15 protein-coding genes and 1 riboswitch are annotated in these 16,123 nt (G+C 51.0%); of the genes, 12 read left to right on the plus strand and 3 right to left on the minus strand.

Annotated elements, in window-relative coordinates; all coding sequences use genetic code 11:
• Nucleotides 1–97: 97 nt before the first annotated feature.
• Nucleotides 98–1,258, minus strand: a complete 1,161-nt coding sequence (locus tag ACFQNG_RS08425; protein ID WP_379864478.1) for an SH3 domain-containing protein — start codon at nt 1,256–1,258, stop codon at nt 98–100.
• A gap of 276 nt (nt 1,259–1,534) precedes the next feature.
• Nucleotides 1,535–2,680: an SH3 domain-containing protein gene (locus ACFQNG_RS08430; protein WP_379864479.1), complete on the minus strand. Its 1,146-nt coding sequence runs from the start codon at nt 2,678–2,680 to the stop codon at nt 1,535–1,537.
• A 308-nt stretch (nt 2,681–2,988) separates the two neighbouring features.
• On the opposite strand from ACFQNG_RS08430, the gene ACFQNG_RS08435 reads away from it, so the two are divergent.
• The 12 genes from ACFQNG_RS08435 to ACFQNG_RS08490 all read left to right on the plus strand — a co-directional run bounded on the left by ACFQNG_RS08435 (nt 2,989) and on the right by ACFQNG_RS08490 (nt 15,574).
• The gene (locus ACFQNG_RS08435) at nt 2,989–4,119 is read left to right on the plus strand and encodes an HAD family hydrolase (RefSeq protein ID WP_379864723.1); all 1,131 of its coding nucleotides are present in this window, start codon (nt 2,989–2,991) and stop codon (nt 4,117–4,119) included.
• Between the two features lie 122 nt (nt 4,120–4,241).
• Nucleotides 4,242–4,853: a superoxide dismutase gene (locus tag ACFQNG_RS08440; protein ID WP_379864480.1), complete on the plus strand. Its 612-nt coding sequence runs from the start codon at nt 4,242–4,244 to the stop codon at nt 4,851–4,853.
• Between the two features lie 268 nt (nt 4,854–5,121).
• The gene (locus ACFQNG_RS08445) at nt 5,122–5,403 is read left to right on the plus strand and encodes a small, acid-soluble spore protein, alpha/beta type (protein WP_379864481.1); all 282 of its coding nucleotides are present in this window, start codon (nt 5,122–5,124) and stop codon (nt 5,401–5,403) included.
• Between the two features lie 137 nt (nt 5,404–5,540).
• Nucleotides 5,541–6,641, plus strand: a complete 1,101-nt coding sequence (locus ACFQNG_RS08450) for an MGDG synthase family glycosyltransferase (protein WP_379864724.1) — start codon at nt 5,541–5,543, stop codon at nt 6,639–6,641.
• Nucleotides 6,642–6,745: 104 nt separating this feature from the next.
• Nucleotides 6,746–7,753 (plus strand): fumarylacetoacetate hydrolase family protein, encoded by a 1,008-nt coding sequence (locus tag ACFQNG_RS08455; RefSeq protein WP_379864482.1) that lies wholly within the window; start codon nt 6,746–6,748, stop codon nt 7,751–7,753.
• An 89-nt stretch (nt 7,754–7,842) separates the two neighbouring features.
• Nucleotides 7,843–7,956: riboswitch (SAM riboswitch) on the plus strand.
• Nucleotides 7,957–8,039: 83 nt separating this feature from the next.
• Complete coding sequence (locus ACFQNG_RS08460; protein WP_379864483.1) at nt 8,040–9,356, plus strand: homoserine dehydrogenase; 1,317 nt, start codon at nt 8,040–8,042, stop codon at nt 9,354–9,356.
• A 181-nt stretch (nt 9,357–9,537) separates the two neighbouring features.
• A complete protein-coding gene (gene rlmD / locus ACFQNG_RS08465) occupies nt 9,538–10,926 on the plus strand; it encodes a 23S rRNA (uracil(1939)-C(5))-methyltransferase RlmD (protein WP_379864484.1) in 1,389 nt (462 codons plus the stop codon).
• 93 nt (nt 10,927–11,019) lie between these two features.
• The gene (locus ACFQNG_RS08470; protein WP_379864725.1) at nt 11,020–11,970 is read left to right on the plus strand and encodes a nucleoside recognition domain-containing protein; all 951 of its coding nucleotides are present in this window, start codon (nt 11,020–11,022) and stop codon (nt 11,968–11,970) included.
• A 134-nt stretch (nt 11,971–12,104) separates the two neighbouring features.
• Nucleotides 12,105–12,569, plus strand: a complete 465-nt coding sequence (locus ACFQNG_RS08475) for a GNAT family N-acetyltransferase (RefSeq protein WP_379864485.1) — start codon at nt 12,105–12,107, stop codon at nt 12,567–12,569.
• 293 nt (nt 12,570–12,862) lie between these two features.
• The gene (locus tag ACFQNG_RS08480) at nt 12,863–13,177 is read left to right on the plus strand and encodes an ATP-binding cassette domain-containing protein (protein WP_379864486.1); all 315 of its coding nucleotides are present in this window, start codon (nt 12,863–12,865) and stop codon (nt 13,175–13,177) included.
• Entirely contained in the window at nt 13,119–14,438 is a 1,320-nt protein-coding gene (gene abc-f / locus ACFQNG_RS08485; RefSeq protein ID WP_379864487.1) for a ribosomal protection-like ABC-F family protein, read from the plus strand. Before ACFQNG_RS08480 ends, abc-f begins: the two co-directional genes overlap by 59 nt.
• 236 nt (nt 14,439–14,674) lie before the next feature.
• The gene (locus ACFQNG_RS08490; protein ID WP_379864488.1) at nt 14,675–15,574 is read left to right on the plus strand and encodes a DMT family transporter; all 900 of its coding nucleotides are present in this window, start codon (nt 14,675–14,677) and stop codon (nt 15,572–15,574) included.
• Between the two features lie 35 nt (nt 15,575–15,609).
• On the opposite strand, the gene ACFQNG_RS08495 is transcribed toward ACFQNG_RS08490, so the two are convergent.
• Entirely contained in the window at nt 15,610–16,119 is a 510-nt protein-coding gene (locus ACFQNG_RS08495) for a YdbC family protein (RefSeq protein WP_379864489.1), read from the minus strand.
• Nucleotides 16,120–16,123 lie beyond the last annotated feature (4 nt).

Consider the following 16,123-nt stretch of genomic DNA (forward strand, 5'->3'; position numbering starts at 1 on the left):
TGAGCCGTTTTGGTTCCAAAAACTGTAGAATAATCATTTTTAAGTAATCTTTCTGCATCAGTCTCTTTGGGGGCTCCTTTTTTGAAGGGGATATATCTTATTGGGCGACTGAATTGTGGATAAATCCAGTGCGCCCATCTTTTAACTTCACAATAAACCATTCGCCGTTTGTCCCTGTTTTTTCTAATTTCGTCCCTTTGGCCACACGCATGATGATGGTGGCTTTTTGCGATGGGGCATTGCGGATGTTGGCCAGGTTCACTGTTACGGTCACCATTTGCGGCTGCGCCGGTGTTGAAGGAGTGGCCAATTTGGCTACTGATTTATGGACATAGGCCGTGTATCCAGTCGTCAATTGCACACGGAACCAATCCTTATTCTCACCCGTCAAGGTGATTTTCGTCCCTTGCTGCACTTTTTGCACAATCGGGGCGCTCAGCGAAGGCGTGGAACGGATGTTGACCACACTCTCGGTCGTCACGATGGTTCCGCTTTTAGGAGTAAACGAGGCTACGGGTGAATTCCCTGTTTGGCCGGAAACTTTGGTTACGGTCGAATTGTGAATGTACCCGATTTTTCCGTTTTCCAATTTCACTTGATACCAATCTTTAACGAATCCTGTCAGTTCCAAGATTACGCCCGTTTTCTCCTGTTGGATGATGAAAGCACCAATCGATGGGCCGGTACGCACGTTGGCCAAGTTTACGGTGACTTTTACTTTCCCTTGGGTCGGTTGTACAGCGAAAGAGGGGTCACCAGACCATTTGCCAGTGGAAGCTCCTTTATGTATCCATACAGGCGTTCCTTCCGGAATGGTATTGTACAGTTCGATCAAATCTTCCTTTTTCATGCGCACACATCCACTGGAAGCGTGGGTCCCAATGGATTCGGGCTTATTGGTGCCGTGAATTCCATAGGTGCGCCCGTTATCACCATTAACGCTCAAGCCCAACCACTTTTCGCCGAGCGGATTATTCGGATCGCCTCCGGGAATGTTTTTCCAACCCGGTTTGTTGATTTTGACGACCATCGTAAAGGTGCCTTCCGGAGTGAGTTCTTCTGTCCGGCCGGTAGCGACTGGATACGTTTGTTTCAGTTCGCCGTTTTTGTATAAGTGTAACTTGTTGTTTGTCTTATCGATTTCCACTTGATAGTTGGATGCGGCCCCAGCCGTCGTGTAAAAGAAACCGAAAGCGACCGTGATGGCGATCAGGGTCGGGACGAACCATTTAAGATGTCTAACCGTAGCTCTTCCCACCTGCGGGCCATATGACGAGCAGGTGGGTTTCACCTCTCTTTATGATATTTTTAATTATATTTTTGATTTTGCTTCATTTTTAGCTTATTTTGAAAAGAAATGTATGGTTTCCCCTTCAAACATTCATCAAAAATAAGCAATAACAGGTTTTTCTTTTTTACTATACAAGGAAAACGGATCGGACGGAATATTATATTTTAGCTAAAATATGAATTATTATTTAACAAAATATGGCGCCGAATGAGCGCCATAAAGTGAACCGCCGCGATATGAACATTAAGAGACGCAGGACTGATGAATATAGGCTGTCGATCCGCTCTTTAAGCGGATTTGCACCCATTCGCCGGACACTCCCGTTTTCGTCAGAACGGTTCCCTTGCTTACGCGTTGGAGAACCTTGCCGGAAAAGGAAGGGGTGGAACGGATATTGGCCAGGTTAACGGTCACTTTCACCGTGGAGGCGGAAGCGGTTGTTTTCTTGGCTACGGTATGGTGCAGGTAAGCCGTGGATCCATTCTGCAATTTGATGCGAAACCATTCGCTGCTGATCCCGGTCAGAGTGAATTTGGCGCCTTGTTTCGCTTTGGTTATGACCGAAGCGTTTAAGCTTGGTGCAGACCGAACATTAGCAACTGAAGCGGTAACGACCACCTGTCCGCTAGCGGGTATAACACTAGAGGGAGGTGTGGTGGACCCCCCGGCTGAGTATTGGATGTATGGACTATGAACAAAAGCGAGACGGCCATTGGAAAGTTTCAACTGATACCAATCGCCGGAAATGCCCGTTACCGGCAAGCGGGTTCCTTTATTTAGCGTTTGGATGACAAACGAACCGGTAGAAGGGCCCGTACGGGCGTTGACATTGCTGGCGGTGATGGTGGCTGTGCCCGATTTGGGTTTGAGGCCGACCCGACTGTCGCCGCGCCATTTATTGTTGCTTGCGCCGCTATGAATCCAGACGGGGGTGCCTTCATAAATCGTGTTGTACAGTTCGATGACATCTTTGTTGTACATCCGCACACAACCACTGGAGGCGTGCGTTCCGATCGATTTGGGATTATTCGTCCCGTGAATGCCATAGGTGCGTCCACGGTCACCGCGAACGCTGAGACCATTCCAACGTTCGCCGAGAGGATTGTCCGGATGGCCCCCCGGGATGTTTTTCCAACCGGGCTTGTTGATCTTGACCACTATCGGCCAGGTTCCTTCCGGCGTGAGATCATTGGTGCGCCCGGTGGCGACGGGATATACTTTGCTTACGCTTCCATTTTTGTAAAGATACAGCTTATTGGTTTTTTTGTTGATTTCTATTTTGTAGTCAACAGAAGCGGCGTAACTGTGCTGTGGAATAATGAATGTTGCCAACAGGGCGATCATGACAAGCAAACTCGTGCTGATAAATGTTTTTCTATTAAACAACATATTCCCTCCCCCTTTGGGATGAAGAAGCGCGACGGGCAAATTTTGACAAATCTCTCTCCTTTGATCATACTCCATGTCTAATTCTCTGTGAAGACTATATAATCAAAATAATTTAAAAATAAATGAAAGATCACTATATACATTATTTGAGTGCTCGCTGCGGTAAAATTGTAACGCTTTGATACAATAAAGACTGGAAGTTAAGAGAGGATTGATGGTAACATCAATGTCATAACAGAGGGAAATCACTTAATTGAACAATGGTTCACCCAATCTGATCTTGGTGGGAGGGTTCATGGGTGTATAAGATGGTCTTATTTGATGTGGATGGTGTGTTTTTGAGCGAAGAGCGATGCTTTGATGCCTCGGCTCTTTCTGTATGGGAAATGCTCTATGCGCCCCATTTTCTTGATTTGCCCCAGGCTGAGCATCGTGTCCAACCGTCGGAGGAAGCCATTCGGTCCATTCGTGATCAGGTGTTTGATCACAACCGCGTGCTGGATTGGATGAAGACACGGGGACTCAATTCCAATTGGGACATGGTATACCTTGCCTTTGCGGGGCAACTGCTCCTGTTGCTGAAACACTTGTATCCAACGCATCAGGCGGAAGTGCGGGCGTTTCTTGGCCAACCTATCACGGCTGAGGCCATTTCCCGGATCAAGTCATGGGCGGGCGAAGAGCGCAAACAGTTTGTGCCTGATTTCGCGAAGTTCCCAACTTTGTTTGCCGGTAAGGATCAGCTGGATAAAATGGCCTTGCTCACTTACTTTAATGAACTGGCTTCCAACTGGTTTGGCGTGGAAGTGAACCAATTTTCACGCAACAGCGCCCTGTGGGAATGCGGTTATTCCGTATATCAAGAATGGTATTTGGGGGATGAGTTGTATAAACGTATCGAAAAGAATGAGGTGCGGATGCCCGGAAAAACGGGATTTCTGCAAAACGAGATTCCCATCGCCGCCCCTGAACAGATGGGCCGGATGCTGAAAAGTCTTAAGGCCAAAGGGGTAACCGTGGGAATCGGTACAGGTCGCACCTTTGTCGAGACGGAAGTGCCGCTGAAGGAGCTGGGGTTGTTTGAACTGTTTGATCAGCCGCATGTGGCAACGGCAACGGACGTGATCGCCGCGGAGGAAACCTATCCCGGACGGGCGCCGTTGGGCAAACCGGAACCGTATACCTATATCAAAGCGTACTTGGGGAAAGACTCCACCGCGGAAGAGTGCTTGAACTTTGCGTTGCCACTGGCTGATGGGGCGGAGATTTTGATTGTGGGTGATTCCGTTGCCGATTACCTGGCCGCCAAAAAAATGGGCTGCGCCTTCGCGGCCACTTTAACCGGCTTGACGGGGCAAGCGGCGCGGGAAAAATTTGTGCAACTGAAAGCCGATTATATCTTGAACGATGTGACGGAGTTGACGAAAATTTTCGACTGAGGCGCAAGTTTTTAGGCGACTTCGTTGACTAACATTATGAGTTTTTTGCATAATAAAAAAGGGTAACCTATGTTGACAGCTCTTAGTTCAACCATTGACATATTTACATAGGAGGTTTCACAATGGCAAAATTCGAATTACCGGCACTGCCATACGCTTTTGATGCATTGGAACCGCATATTGATGCGCAGACGATGGAGATTCATCATGACCGTCACCATGCGACGTATGTTAACAACCTGAACGCGGCACTCGAAGGGCATGAAGTGAGCGCTGCATCCGTGGAAGAATTGATCTCCGACCTCAATGCTTTGCCAGAAAGCATTCGTACGGCTGTTCGCAACAACGGTGGGGGCCATGCAAACCACACCCTCTTCTGGGAAATCTTGAGCCCCAATGGCGGCGGTGAGCCAACCGGTGAAGTGGGTCAGGCGATTGCAGACACCTTCGGCAGCTTTGATGCCTTCAAACAACAATTTACCGATGCGGCAGTGAAACGCTTCGGTAGCGGTTGGGCATGGTTGGTTGTGAAAAATGGCAAATTGGAAGTGACCAGCACCCCCAACCAAGACAGCCCATTAATGGAAGGCGCTACCCCCATCCTGGGCCTGGACGTGTGGGAGCACGCTTACTACCTCAAATACCAAAACAAACGCCCAGCTTATATCGACGCTTTCTGGAACGTGGTAAACTGGGAGGAAGTGAACAAGCGTTATCTCGCAGCACGCGGATAATGACGGGGCCCTTGCCCTCAGAAGCACAACCTGACAAGCAGGTTGTGCTTTTTTTGTTTGCCAGGGCTGACGGCATCATGTTCCAAACCTCATTTTTGTTGTGAAAGCAGTGATTTTAAGTTTGCAGGTGAAGGGGATGCGGTATATACCATAAGAGCATGTGGGCATTTTTGCGTGGGATAAGCAAAAAGTGTAGAATAAAAAAATGGTTTCACCCTCATATTTGGCTGCGTGCTATCGCAAACTAATTTCACAGGAGGTGGGTGCAATGGCACGCAGAAGAAAAAACAGGTTATTGATTCCAAATGCAAGACAGGAAATGGACTTGTTCAAGACGAATGTGATGAGCAAGGTATTGGGCACGAATATAACGAGCCCAGATGACGTAAGTATGGAAGTAGCCAAGCAACTGGATATTCCGCTTAAGGAGCAAGGGAATGGCGAGCTGAAAGCGGAAGACGCCGGCAAAATCGGCGGCGCCATCGGTGGAAATATGGTGAAAGAGCTGATCCGCATGGCGCAAAGTGCGATGGCGGACAAGCAAAAATGACGGTTTGGCTTGTATTAATAGTCAGTTAAGATTAATTAAGAAATCATTAGATTTATAGATGCGGATGAAGCGCGAAGTATAATGGGGATAGATGGGTTAAGGAGGGGAGTGCCATCGAACGCATACTCTTGCTTTCAATGGGATTTGGGACAGGCCACAACGCTGCGGCAAAAGCTTTGGCCAGCGAATTTAATAAACAGCCAGCTGTTACGGCAGAAGTCGTCGATCTTCTGCAATTGATTCCAAACAGTTTTCATCCCCTGTTGCAATCTGGGTATCATGGCATGTTAAATAAATTTCCGACCTTATACTATTATTTATATGATTGGACTCATCATAATAAAGTCATCCGGTATGTTTCCAGTGAAGTGATCGAAAAGATGGGCTGGTCCATTCGCAAAAAGCTGAATCAGCTGATCTGTGCGACGGAACCGACCAAAATCGTAACCACCCATCCGTTTGGTTTGCTCATGTGTCCAGGCAAATGCGAGCAGATTCCAACGGTGGGGGTCGTGACGGACTATGAGTTGCATCCCATTTGGCTCGCGCGGGTGCCGCATGTCCTGTGTGTCCCCAAAAGGTTGCCCAACCAGGATCAATTTGAGCGGATTCAGTGGAAAACGGGACTCACTTTGGTTGAAACGGGAATTCCGGTTCATCCGTCTTTTTATGAGTATGTCTCCAAACAAGAGGCCTGCCGTCGGTTGGGGTTGTCTTCCCATCGTCCGGTGGTTCTCATAATGGGCGGAGGTACCGGTCTAGGTCCATTAGAGCAGATTGTGAATGAGTTGCAAAGCTTAACCCATCTGCAGTTTGTCGTTTTGGCGGGCAAGAATCGGACGCTGCATGAACGGTTGACCCGGCAGTTTACCGCGCCGCATATACGGATTGAAGGGTTTCGAACCGATATCCCCTTATGGATGTCCGCGGCGGATCTATTGGTTACCAAACCGGGCGGATTGACGATTAGCGAAGCGATATCCAAACGGTTGCCCATGCTGTTGTTTGAGGCCTTCCCAGGGCAGGAAGAAGCGAATCAACAGTATCTCCTGCATCACCGGGTGGCCATGATTACGCGTCCATCCACCATCCGCTTGCAAGTGGCCAAACTGTTCGATTCGCCGATCCAAGTGGGGCGGATGAAAGAGCGGTTTGAGTCGTTGATGTCGGTGGATGCCAGCAAACAAATCGTTAGAGAGACATTAAAAGCGAAAACCTCCATTTTACAGACTTTGTGACGAAGTCTGTTTTTCTTTTTGCTCCGGCAACGCATGGGCGGGGTGAAACCGCTTGCTAAATGGAGCGACCTTGGAATATTGTAAATGGAAGGAGGGAAATGCGGATGAAGTTGGTTACCTATATGGTTAAAGCGGATGAACTCAATATTCAGGCACAGGATGGAGTGTTGGCGCGTTTGGGTTGGGTGCGGGACGGCCATGTGATCGACGTCGGGTTGGCCCAGTCGTATTTGGAGATGAAGCAAAACCTCGTCTTTCCTTACCGTCTCGCCACGGATATGCTCACCTATCTGGAGCGGAGTGAATCGGAGCGCCACTTTTTGCAGCAGTTGGATTCCGCTTTGGGGCAGAGAGATTGGTTGAATTTGAAGGTGGAAGGGGAACCGGTTGCCTTAAGTTTAAAAGAGGTGGATCTGTTTTCGCCCCTTCCGTTGCCGACCAGTTTGCGCGATTTTTACGCGTTTGAGGCCCATGTTTTGACCTGCCGCCAAAAGCGGGGGTTGAAGATGGTGCCCGAATGGTATGAGATTCCCGTTTTTTATTTTTCCAACCATCGGGCCGTGGTTGGAACGGAGATGTCCCTAAAAAAACCGGCTTATACCGAACAATTGGATTATGAATTGGAAATCGCCTGCGTCATCGGCAAAAAAGGCAAAAACATCGCCCGGAGCGAGGCGCTTTCCCATATCGCAGGGTTCATGATCATGAATGATTGGAGTGCGCGGGATGTGCAACGGCAAGAAATGGCGGTCGGCCTCGGACCGGCGAAAGGAAAAGACTTTGCCACATCACTGGGCCCCTATTTGGTGACAACGGATGAGTTGGAGGATTGTCGCGAAGGTGAACACTGGGCACTGTCAATGAGCGCGCGTGTCAACGGAAAAGAGCTTTCCCGGGGGAATGTGAAGGATTTGCATTGGACCTTTGCGCAAATGATTGAACGGGCTTCGGCGGAGTGCGAACTGGTCCCCGGGGATGTCATCGGGTCGGGAACGGTTGGCACGGGTTGCCTGTTGGAATTGGGCGAGGAGATCCATCCTTATCTGCAGCCGGGCGATGTGGTGGAACTGGAGATAGAACGGTTGGGCATATTGCGCAATCGGATCATATAGGAAGTTGTCTCATTTCAATGTTGACAATATTCCTATATTGGACCATAATGTATTAAAATATCGGAAAATTGATATTAACAGTTTTTCTTTTCTTATCAAGAGCGGCGGAGGGACTGGCCCGATGAAGCCCGGCAACCTCGGTGTGTATTTACCGGAAGGTGCCAAATCCTGCAGTGCATGTTGAAGGCACTGAGAGATAAGGGGAATGGTTTTGGCCGCGTGTAAAAACCCTCTTCTTATCCAGAAGAGGGTTTTTTATATTTATTACCTATTTGGAGGGATTGGGATGAAACAGGTACGAGTGGCTCTACTTGGCTTGGGAACGGTAGGGACTGGAGTATGGAAGATGATCCAGAGCAATCAGGACGTGATCGCTAGGCGTACAGGAATGTTGGTAACGGTTGAGGCGATTTTGGTGCGCAACATCCATAAAGACCGGCAGCTTGAAGGGGTACAAGCTTTGTTGACGTCTCGTTTTGAAGATGTATTGGCGCGTGAGATTGATGTGGTCATCGAAGTGATGGGTGGAGTGGAGCCAACCCGTACCTATTTGCGACAAGCGATGGAAAAAGGGTGCCATATTGTTTCCGCCAATAAGGAGCTATTGGCTCGCCATGGAGAAGAATTGCGGGAATGGGCGAAGCGGCATGGGGTGCAATTGTCGTATGAAGCCAGTGTGGGCGGAGGCATTCCGATCATCGGCACCGTTTCCCATTTCTTGAAAGCCAATCGCATTTACAAGGTTTCAGGCATTTTAAATGGAACGACCAACTTTATTTTAACTAAGATGAAGGAAGAAGGTCGTACTTATGAGGACGTATTATCGGAAGCGCAACAAAAAGGGTATGCCGAAGCGGACCCGACGGCAGATGTGGAGGGAATCGATGCCGCCCATAAGTTGTCCATCTTGTCCCGACTCTCTTTTGATGTGTGCGTGACTGTGGATGAAATTCAGCGGCAAGGCATCACGGATGTGACCCCTGTCGAATTATCCCTTGCCCATCAGCTGGGATTTGCGATCAAGTTGCTCGCTTCCGCTGAGCAATTTGGCGAGAATGGCCCCGTAGCGTGTTGCGTTTATCCGACCTTGCTCCCGCTCAACCATCCATTGGCGAGCGTGAATGATGTGTACAATGCGGTCCACGTTGAAGGGGACTTTATCCAAGACCTGACTTTGATTGGACAAGGGGCCGGTGAGAAGCCAACAGCCAGTGCCGTGGTGGAAGACTTGTGCAATTTGGGGCGGGTGTCGGGACAATCCTTAACCAAGGCTGTGCGATGTCCATTGTTGGATGGGGCGAGCGAAGGCGGCCTCCGCTTTCATTTCTTGGAGATTTCTTCGCTTCAGGGGTCGGCGACCAAAGCGATCGAACGTTTGAAGAAGGCCGGCGTGGCCGTATACGCATGGGAAACGAAGCGGGAGGAAGAGACCACTTGGTTGGCTTTTATCGCCAGGGGGTTGGAGAAAGATGGAGAAAGCGAGCTGTTTAAAGAGTTGGGCTGGCAGACGACGCGAGTGATCAATCGCCCTGTGCTGGGTGGCGAAGCGCTTTTCGCCGCAGATGTGGTTCCGTTCGCGAAGGCGGCGGCTGGGGTGAAATAAGTGTTAGCAAAAAGGCGGCGCCTTGGGTGGCCGTCTTTTTTAGGGACGACTGTGTGGGATGATTCCATCTGTCAGGATGGTAACACCATATTACCAATGAACATTCCTTTTTCCTGCGCTTAAAAATTATTTCGGGTACAATAGATTTAGTGGACCTATCAGAAGGAAAGGAAAACGTTGGATGAACAAGTCGACCAAACAAGGAAAACAGATTCGCCTGAAACGGGGAGAGGTGATCGAAGTCCCGATCCGCCGGATTGGCATCAATGGGGAAGGCATGGGTCACTATCAAAAGCAAGTGGTCTTTGTGGAAGGCGCGGTGCCGGGTGAAACGGTTGTGGCTCGGGTAACGCAGGTGGAAACCAAGTTTGCCAAAGCCAAACTGTTAAAGGTAAAGAAAAAATCGGCTTATCGGGTGGAACCGCCCTGTCCGGTGTATCGGGAGTGTGGCGGGTGCCAATTGCAACATATTGACCGGCGGATGCAGAAACGCTTAAAACGGGAGTTGGTCGCGGAGAGCTTTGCCCGATACGCCGGCTTGAGGGACCTGCCGATCAGGGAGACGATTACGATGGATGAGCCGTGGTCCTACCGCAACAAGGCGCAACTCCCATTGCGGCAGATTGGCACCCAAGTGGCCATGGGGATGTTTTCCGCCGCTTCTCACCGCTTGGTGGATGTGAGTGAATGCATGGTCCAACATCCCCTCCTTAACCAAACGTTAAGTGAAGCGAGACGGATTGTGGAAGAGTTGGGAATAGACATTTACGACGAGCGGAAACATCGGGGCACGTTAAGGCATCTAGTGGGACGGATTGCTTTTGCCATGGAAGAGGTGCAATTAGTGCTTGTCACGCGGACGAAAACATTTCCTGAGGAAGAAGCCTTTGTGCGGGAAGTGACGAAACGACTGCCTCAAGTGAAAAGTGTGGTGTTAAACTACAATCCGGCGAAAACGTCTCTCGTGTTTGGCACGGAAAGCCGGCTCTTATGGGGCCAGGAAAAGTTGACTGAACGATTGGGCGAGTTGACTTATCTGTTATCGGCCCGTGCGTTCTTTCAATTGAATCCCATCCAGACGATCAAACTATACGAGACCGTCAAGGAAGCGGCCCATCTGACGGGCCGCGAGACGGTGATTGACGCTTATTGCGGTGTGGGGACGATCGGCCTGTGGCTGGCGCAGGGGGCGAAGCGCGTCATCGGAATGGACACGGTTCCCGAAGCGATCGCCGATGCCAAGGAAAATGCGGAGTTAAACGGGATTACCCACGCTGAATACCATGTTGGTGAGGCGGAAACGCTGTTGCCCAAATGGATCAAGGAAGGATTGCGACCGGATGTGATTGTAGTAGACCCGCCGCGCACAGGGTTGGGTCAACCATTGCTTGATACATTGCTGCGGGTCAAAGTGCCGCGGATCGTGTATGTTTCATGCAATCCGGCCACATTGGCCAAAGATTGCGCCCTGCTGTTAAAGAGCGGTTACCGTATCGCCAATGTTGTGCCGTTGGACATGTTTCCGCAGACGGCGCATGTGGAAACGGTTTGTGAGCTTGTGGAAGGATAGGATCAAATCTTAGAGGAGAGATTTTTGCCTGTTAGCAAACTCAAATCTATTTCATTTCCATACAGAAAAGGCGGGTGGGAGAGATTGAACCGAATGATTGATTGGAGAAAAGGGTGGCAATCGGGCATCAAAACCTCACTTACGTTGAGCAAAATCGTGTTCCCGATTGCGTTTGCCGTTCAAGTGGCCAAGCAGACGCCGGTATTGGGGTGGTTGACTGAGCTCATCACCCCCTTGATGTCTTTCTTCGGACTGAGTGGGGAAGCGGCCATTCCGCTGGTGTTGGGCAATGTGCTGAATCTCTATGCGGCGTTGGGCGCGCTATCAGCGATTGATTTGACAGTAAAGCAAGCGTTTATCTTGGCGATCATGCTCAGTTTCTCACACAACATGTTTATTGAATCGGCGCTCTGCCGGCGCGTAGGCGTATCGACTTGGATTGTGGTGTTGGTGCGGATGGGATTGGCTGTGATAAGCGCCTTGCTCATTCATTGGGTGTGGCATGGAGGGGAAGAGGTCATCAGGCACGGCGCCGTGTCATTGGCAGAGCAAGCTGCCCATGCGGGCGGTTGGGGGGATATTTTGCTCACGGCCCTGTACGTGGCGGCCAAAGGGGTGTTGCAACTGGTGGTCATCGTGCTTCCTTTGATGCTCGGATTGCAGGCCTTGAAGGATATCGGTTTTCTGGATCGGGTGGCAAAAGGAATCATGCCTTTTCTCAAGCCTTTATCGATTGCCCCGCACGGATCGATTGCGATGGCCACGGGCCTGTTCGCCGGTTTGTTCATGGGGGCGGGCCTGATTATCCAAGAAGCGGAGGAGCAAAACTTTTCCAAGCGCGACATTACCCTGATCATGATCTTTTTGGCGGCTTGCCATGCGGTGATTGAAGATACGGTCATCTTTGTTCCGCTGGGGATTCCCGTGATTTATCTCCTCTTGATCCGGTTTGTCGCGGCGATATTGCTCGCCATGGTCGTTGCCCGGTTTTGGTCAGGTCCCTCGGGACAGAAGCAGTTCATGCCGATGCAGGAAAGCGTCTAGCCTACCGGTGACAGGTATTTTTCTACGTTTTATAAATGTTTAGCAGGTTTAATCGATATAAAAGTCGAATGAAATTACTTATTATTCTATTAGAGGTTGGTTGGGCGCAATTACATGAAAGGGATGAACATGACATGGAACTCGTTTTTCGCACGATTAAACCTGCTGATGCACCTCTGTTAAAAGAATTCTTGGAGTTGGCGATGGAGTTTTCCGGGGATGAGCGCGAACACAATATGAATAAATATCTGGAGGACTGGGGGAAACGGGTGGATATTGGCTTTATCGTTTTATTGAAGCAAGAAAAAAAGCCAATCGGAGCGGTGTGGTTCCGTCAATTCACAGAGAAGAACCCGGGGCTTGCTTTTGTTGATGAGAAAACCCCGGAGATGATTGCAGCCGTATCACCCGATTACCGCAATCAGGGAATTGGTCGTTACCTGATTACCCGCTTGGTCAATCAAGCCCGCATGGAAGGTTTCCGTGCGTTGTCGGTTGCCGTGCATAAGGACAATCCCGTGTTGGGCTTATATGAACGGCTCAATTTCCAAGCGGAACGCGAAGACGGGTCGATTAAGGTGATGCGGCGCGTGTTATAGTGTTCCGGTTCGGGAAAGGGACGTTGACTGAAAAATATTTTTGGGCATATAATAAAGGCAACATATCGGGAAAGGAACGGTACTGCGAACAATGGACAATGAATCTCGCTAAACGAAACCCATCATCAATTAATGATTCAGGTTTCCAGAGCGGGATTCGTCTGTCCATTTTTCGTTCAACACGGCCCTCCCTCTGCGCACCCACTGACTTGGTGCCAGAAAGAGGTGTTTTGCGCATGCCGTTTGACGGATAGTGGGTATGGAATCCTCTCTGGAAAAAGGGAGGATTTTTTATGTTTTTATTGGAAGCGCAGACAGTGAAAAAGTGGTTGGGTGGACGACTGTTGTTTGCGTTGGATGAGTTAAAGGTGCAGGCTGGCGAAAAAATCGGCATCGTTGGCCTGAACGGCGCCGGAAAGACGACGCTCTTGCGTACATTGGCAGGGGAAGAACCGGTTGATGACGGGCGGATCGTGCGGCGCGGTTCTGTGGCCTGGATTAAGCAGTTGGTAAGCCGGTCCGACGCGCCGATTAGCGGGGGGGGAACAGGTGCGGGAGCAGATCAGGCAGGCGTTTTCCCAGCAAGCGTCGATTTTGTTGGCGGATGAACCAACGTCCCATCTCGATTTGGCGGCGGTCAAGTGGCTGGAAAAAGAATTGTCGGCGACGGATCGCGCCTTATTGCTGATTTCGCATGACCGGGCGTTGTTGGATACGGTGTGCGATAAGATCCTTGAGATCGAACAGGGAGTTTGCACACTGTATCCGGGCAATTATTCTTTCTACCGCGCGGAAAAAGAGGCCCGGCAGAGGTTTGCCCAAGCGGAGTATGAGCGATACGCGGCCGAGAAGAAGCGGTTGGAGTCGGCGATGCGTGAAGTGAAAGAACGGGCGCGGGGGATGATGAAAGCGCCGAAGGGCATGGGCACCGAAGCCCGCATGGAAAAGCCTTACAGGGCCACGAAGCAAGCGAATGTGGCCAAGCGCGCCAAAGCGATCGAATCGCGGCTGGCCCGCTTGGAAGAGAAAGAAAAGCCGCTTGAGCTGCCGCAAGTGCAATTTGATGCGCGCTATTACCGACCCATCGCCAGCAAGTGGGCGGTGCAATTGGAACAGGTGGGGAAACCGGGCGTGTTTGCGCCGGTCTGTTGCGCCATTCCGACGGGGAAGAAGGTGGGCGTGATCGGGCCCAATGGCGCCGGCAAATCGACGCTCTTGCAGCTATTGGTCACGGGAGCACCCGGCGTCTCATGGGCACCCGCCGCCGAGATCGGTTTTTTTGAACAACAATTGGCGGTGTTGGATGAAGAGAAGTCGATTTTGGACAATGTGAAGGCTTCCAGCCACTATGATGAGACCCTGATTCGCACCGTGTTGGCCCGGCTGTTGTTTCGACGCGAAGAGGTGCATAAGCCGGTTGGCGTGTTGAGCGGCGGTGAGCGGGTGAAGGCGGCCTTGGCCAAAGTGTTCTTAAGCGAAGCCAATGTGTTGGTGTTGGATGAGCCGACCAACTTCTTGGATGTGTTTGCGCGCGAGGAATTGGAACGGGTGCTCAAGAGTTATCCGGGCACGCTGTTGTTCGCTTCGCATGATCGGCATTTGCTTAAGCAAGTGGCTGAGCACTTGGTGATCATCGAAAAGGGGCAAGTGACTTATTTCCCCGGAACTTATGGGGCGTATGAGCAAAGGAAGAAACAACCGGCCATATTGGATAAAAACCACCGCGCCGAAGCGTTGTTGCGGATCGAAAACGAGTTGACGGAAGTGTTGGGGCGCCTGAGTGTTCCGCGACCGGGTGAGGATGTGGCGGCATTGGAACGCCGGTTTCAGGCATTGGTGCGGGAGCGCAACGCCTTGCGGAAGGGTTAAGGGATGAGATATCGCGTCAGAGGAAGGGGATACCTTTGCTCTGGCGCTTTTTTGTGGGGAAATACAATAGGTTCGGCAGATGAGAGGCCTGAAGATGATTATGGTTGGGATTCAGTTATAATTGCTGGATTTCTCTTCCGCATGTAGAAGGTTGATGATATTCAATGACCGCTGCTTCATTATAATATGGTTATACATAAACGTGAAATTTTCATTACTGACGAGAAGGTGAAGCAATGAATCCATCACGGACAGTCATTTTCTTATTGCTTGCACTGGGAGTGGTGGCGGTCTCTTTTTCAGGGATTTTCATTAAGTGGTCATCCGCGCCCGCCGGTGTTCTGGCGATGCATCGGTTATGGTTGACGGCGGTGCTGATGCTACCTTGGGTGTGGCGGGAACGGCAGGAACTGGTGCGCTTGACAGGGGGCGATTGGGTCCGTCTATGCGCGTCGGGTCTTTTTTTGAGCTTGCATTTTTTGGGGTGGATGTCGTCGTTCCATTACACGTCCGTGGCCAGTGCGATGATTTTCCTCAACCTGACCCCCCTCTTTGTGGCGTGGGGAGCAAAACTTGTGTTCAAAGAGAAATATCCGGCCCGCGCGTTTGGGGGAATGGGATTGGCTTTGATCGGCACGGCCCTCGTCGTGGGGGGAGATTTCGCTTGGGGACGGACGGCCTTGTGGGGAGATGCTTTATCATTCTTTGGCGCGCTTACCGTTGCCGTCCACATGCTCTTGGGGCAAAACTTGCGGCAACGCGTTTCTTCGACGGTTTACAGCTTTGTCGTGTTTGTCATCGCGTCTTTGGTGCTGGCCGGGTATAATGGGTTCGCTGATGTTCCTTTGTTTGCTTATCCGGCCAAAGAATGGGGCATTTTTATCCTGTTGGCGGTTGTCCCCACCGTGTTTGGCCACCTTTTGTTTAACTGGTTGCTGAAGTTTGTCAAAGCGGTGACGATTCAGATGGCGATTTTGGGTGAGCCGGTGGGGACGGTGTTGTTGGCTGCTCTGCTCCTCGGCGAATCGGTCACCTTGTCCCAAGTGGTTGGCGGGTTGTTGTCCATCGGGGGGATTGTCTGGTTTATCCGGGCGCAAGTGACGGCGGAAGCGGAAGGGGCAAGAGCCGCCGCTTAGGAGCTCGAGCCGCCTTCTCGCCTGCGGAATTTTCCCTAACCCTGTCCCGGAATGAGCCACTCTTGTTTCAACCGGACGAGGGTGGAGCGGGTGCTTGGGGTTTCCGCCGGATCGGGCCGCTCGGTTGCCCACGCAAAGCGGAGCGGGGTGGAACCTGTGCCGGTTAGCGTGAGGACAGGAGAGGAAGCGCGGACGGAAGGTTGATCTGGCTCAGTGACGAGGAGCCAGGTTTGGGCCAGCAGGGTCGGAAGCAGGGCGGGATCGATTTTGGCCGCCAGGTGTGTGACCGCGATGCCGGAATAGGTGCCGGCTTGCCCTGTTTGTTCGTACAGGGGGTCGTGCAAATGTCGCATGAAATAGTCATAATGGGCTTGATCTTGCCAAAAGGCGAGCAAATGGGCATGGGTGGGATCGGGATGGCTCCATCCACCTAGTTGGCCATGAAATCCGGGCGCGGTGCGGAGGGGAGCCCATTTGGCTTGGGCTTCGCTAAAGGCTTCTCTGGTTTGGGGCGGAACGGCGCAAGTGATCCATTTAAGTAACACGGGG

It is taken from the genome of Laceyella putida (genome assembly GCF_042665195.1).
Taxonomy (GTDB): domain Bacteria; phylum Bacillota; class Bacilli; order Thermoactinomycetales; family Thermoactinomycetaceae; genus Laceyella; species Laceyella putida.

Bases quoted from the DNA above. Each gene is read 5' to 3' on its own strand.
- ACFQNG_RS08460 (WP_379864483.1), top strand. From the start codon at position 8,040: ATGAAACAGGTACGAGTGGCTCTACTTGGCTTGGGAACGGTAGGGACT.
- ACFQNG_RS08475 (WP_379864485.1), top strand. From the start codon at position 12,105: ATGGAACTCGTTTTTCGCACGATTAAACCTGCTGATGCACCTCTGTTA.
- ACFQNG_RS08480 (WP_379864486.1), top strand. From the start codon at position 12,863: ATGTTTTTATTGGAAGCGCAGACAGTGAAAAAGTGGTTGGGTGGACGA.
- ACFQNG_RS08440 (WP_379864480.1), top strand. From the start codon at position 4,242: ATGGCAAAATTCGAATTACCGGCACTGCCATACGCTTTTGATGCATTG.
- ACFQNG_RS08430 (WP_379864479.1), bottom strand. From the start codon at position 2,680: ATGTTGTTTAATAGAAAAACATTTATCAGCACGAGTTTGCTTGTCATG.
- ACFQNG_RS08445 (WP_379864481.1), top strand. From the start codon at position 5,122: ATGGCACGCAGAAGAAAAAACAGGTTATTGATTCCAAATGCAAGACAG.
- rlmD (WP_379864484.1), top strand. From the start codon at position 9,538: ATGAACAAGTCGACCAAACAAGGAAAACAGATTCGCCTGAAACGGGGA.
- ACFQNG_RS08450 (WP_379864724.1), top strand. From the start codon at position 5,541: ATGGGATTTGGGACAGGCCACAACGCTGCGGCAAAAGCTTTGGCCAGC.
- ACFQNG_RS08470 (WP_379864725.1), top strand. From the start codon at position 11,020: ATGATTGATTGGAGAAAAGGGTGGCAATCGGGCATCAAAACCTCACTT.
- ACFQNG_RS08490 (WP_379864488.1), top strand. From the start codon at position 14,675: ATGAATCCATCACGGACAGTCATTTTCTTATTGCTTGCACTGGGAGTG.
- ACFQNG_RS08435 (WP_379864723.1), top strand. From the start codon at position 2,989: ATGGTCTTATTTGATGTGGATGGTGTGTTTTTGAGCGAAGAGCGATGC.
- ACFQNG_RS08455 (WP_379864482.1), top strand. From the start codon at position 6,746: ATGAAGTTGGTTACCTATATGGTTAAAGCGGATGAACTCAATATTCAG.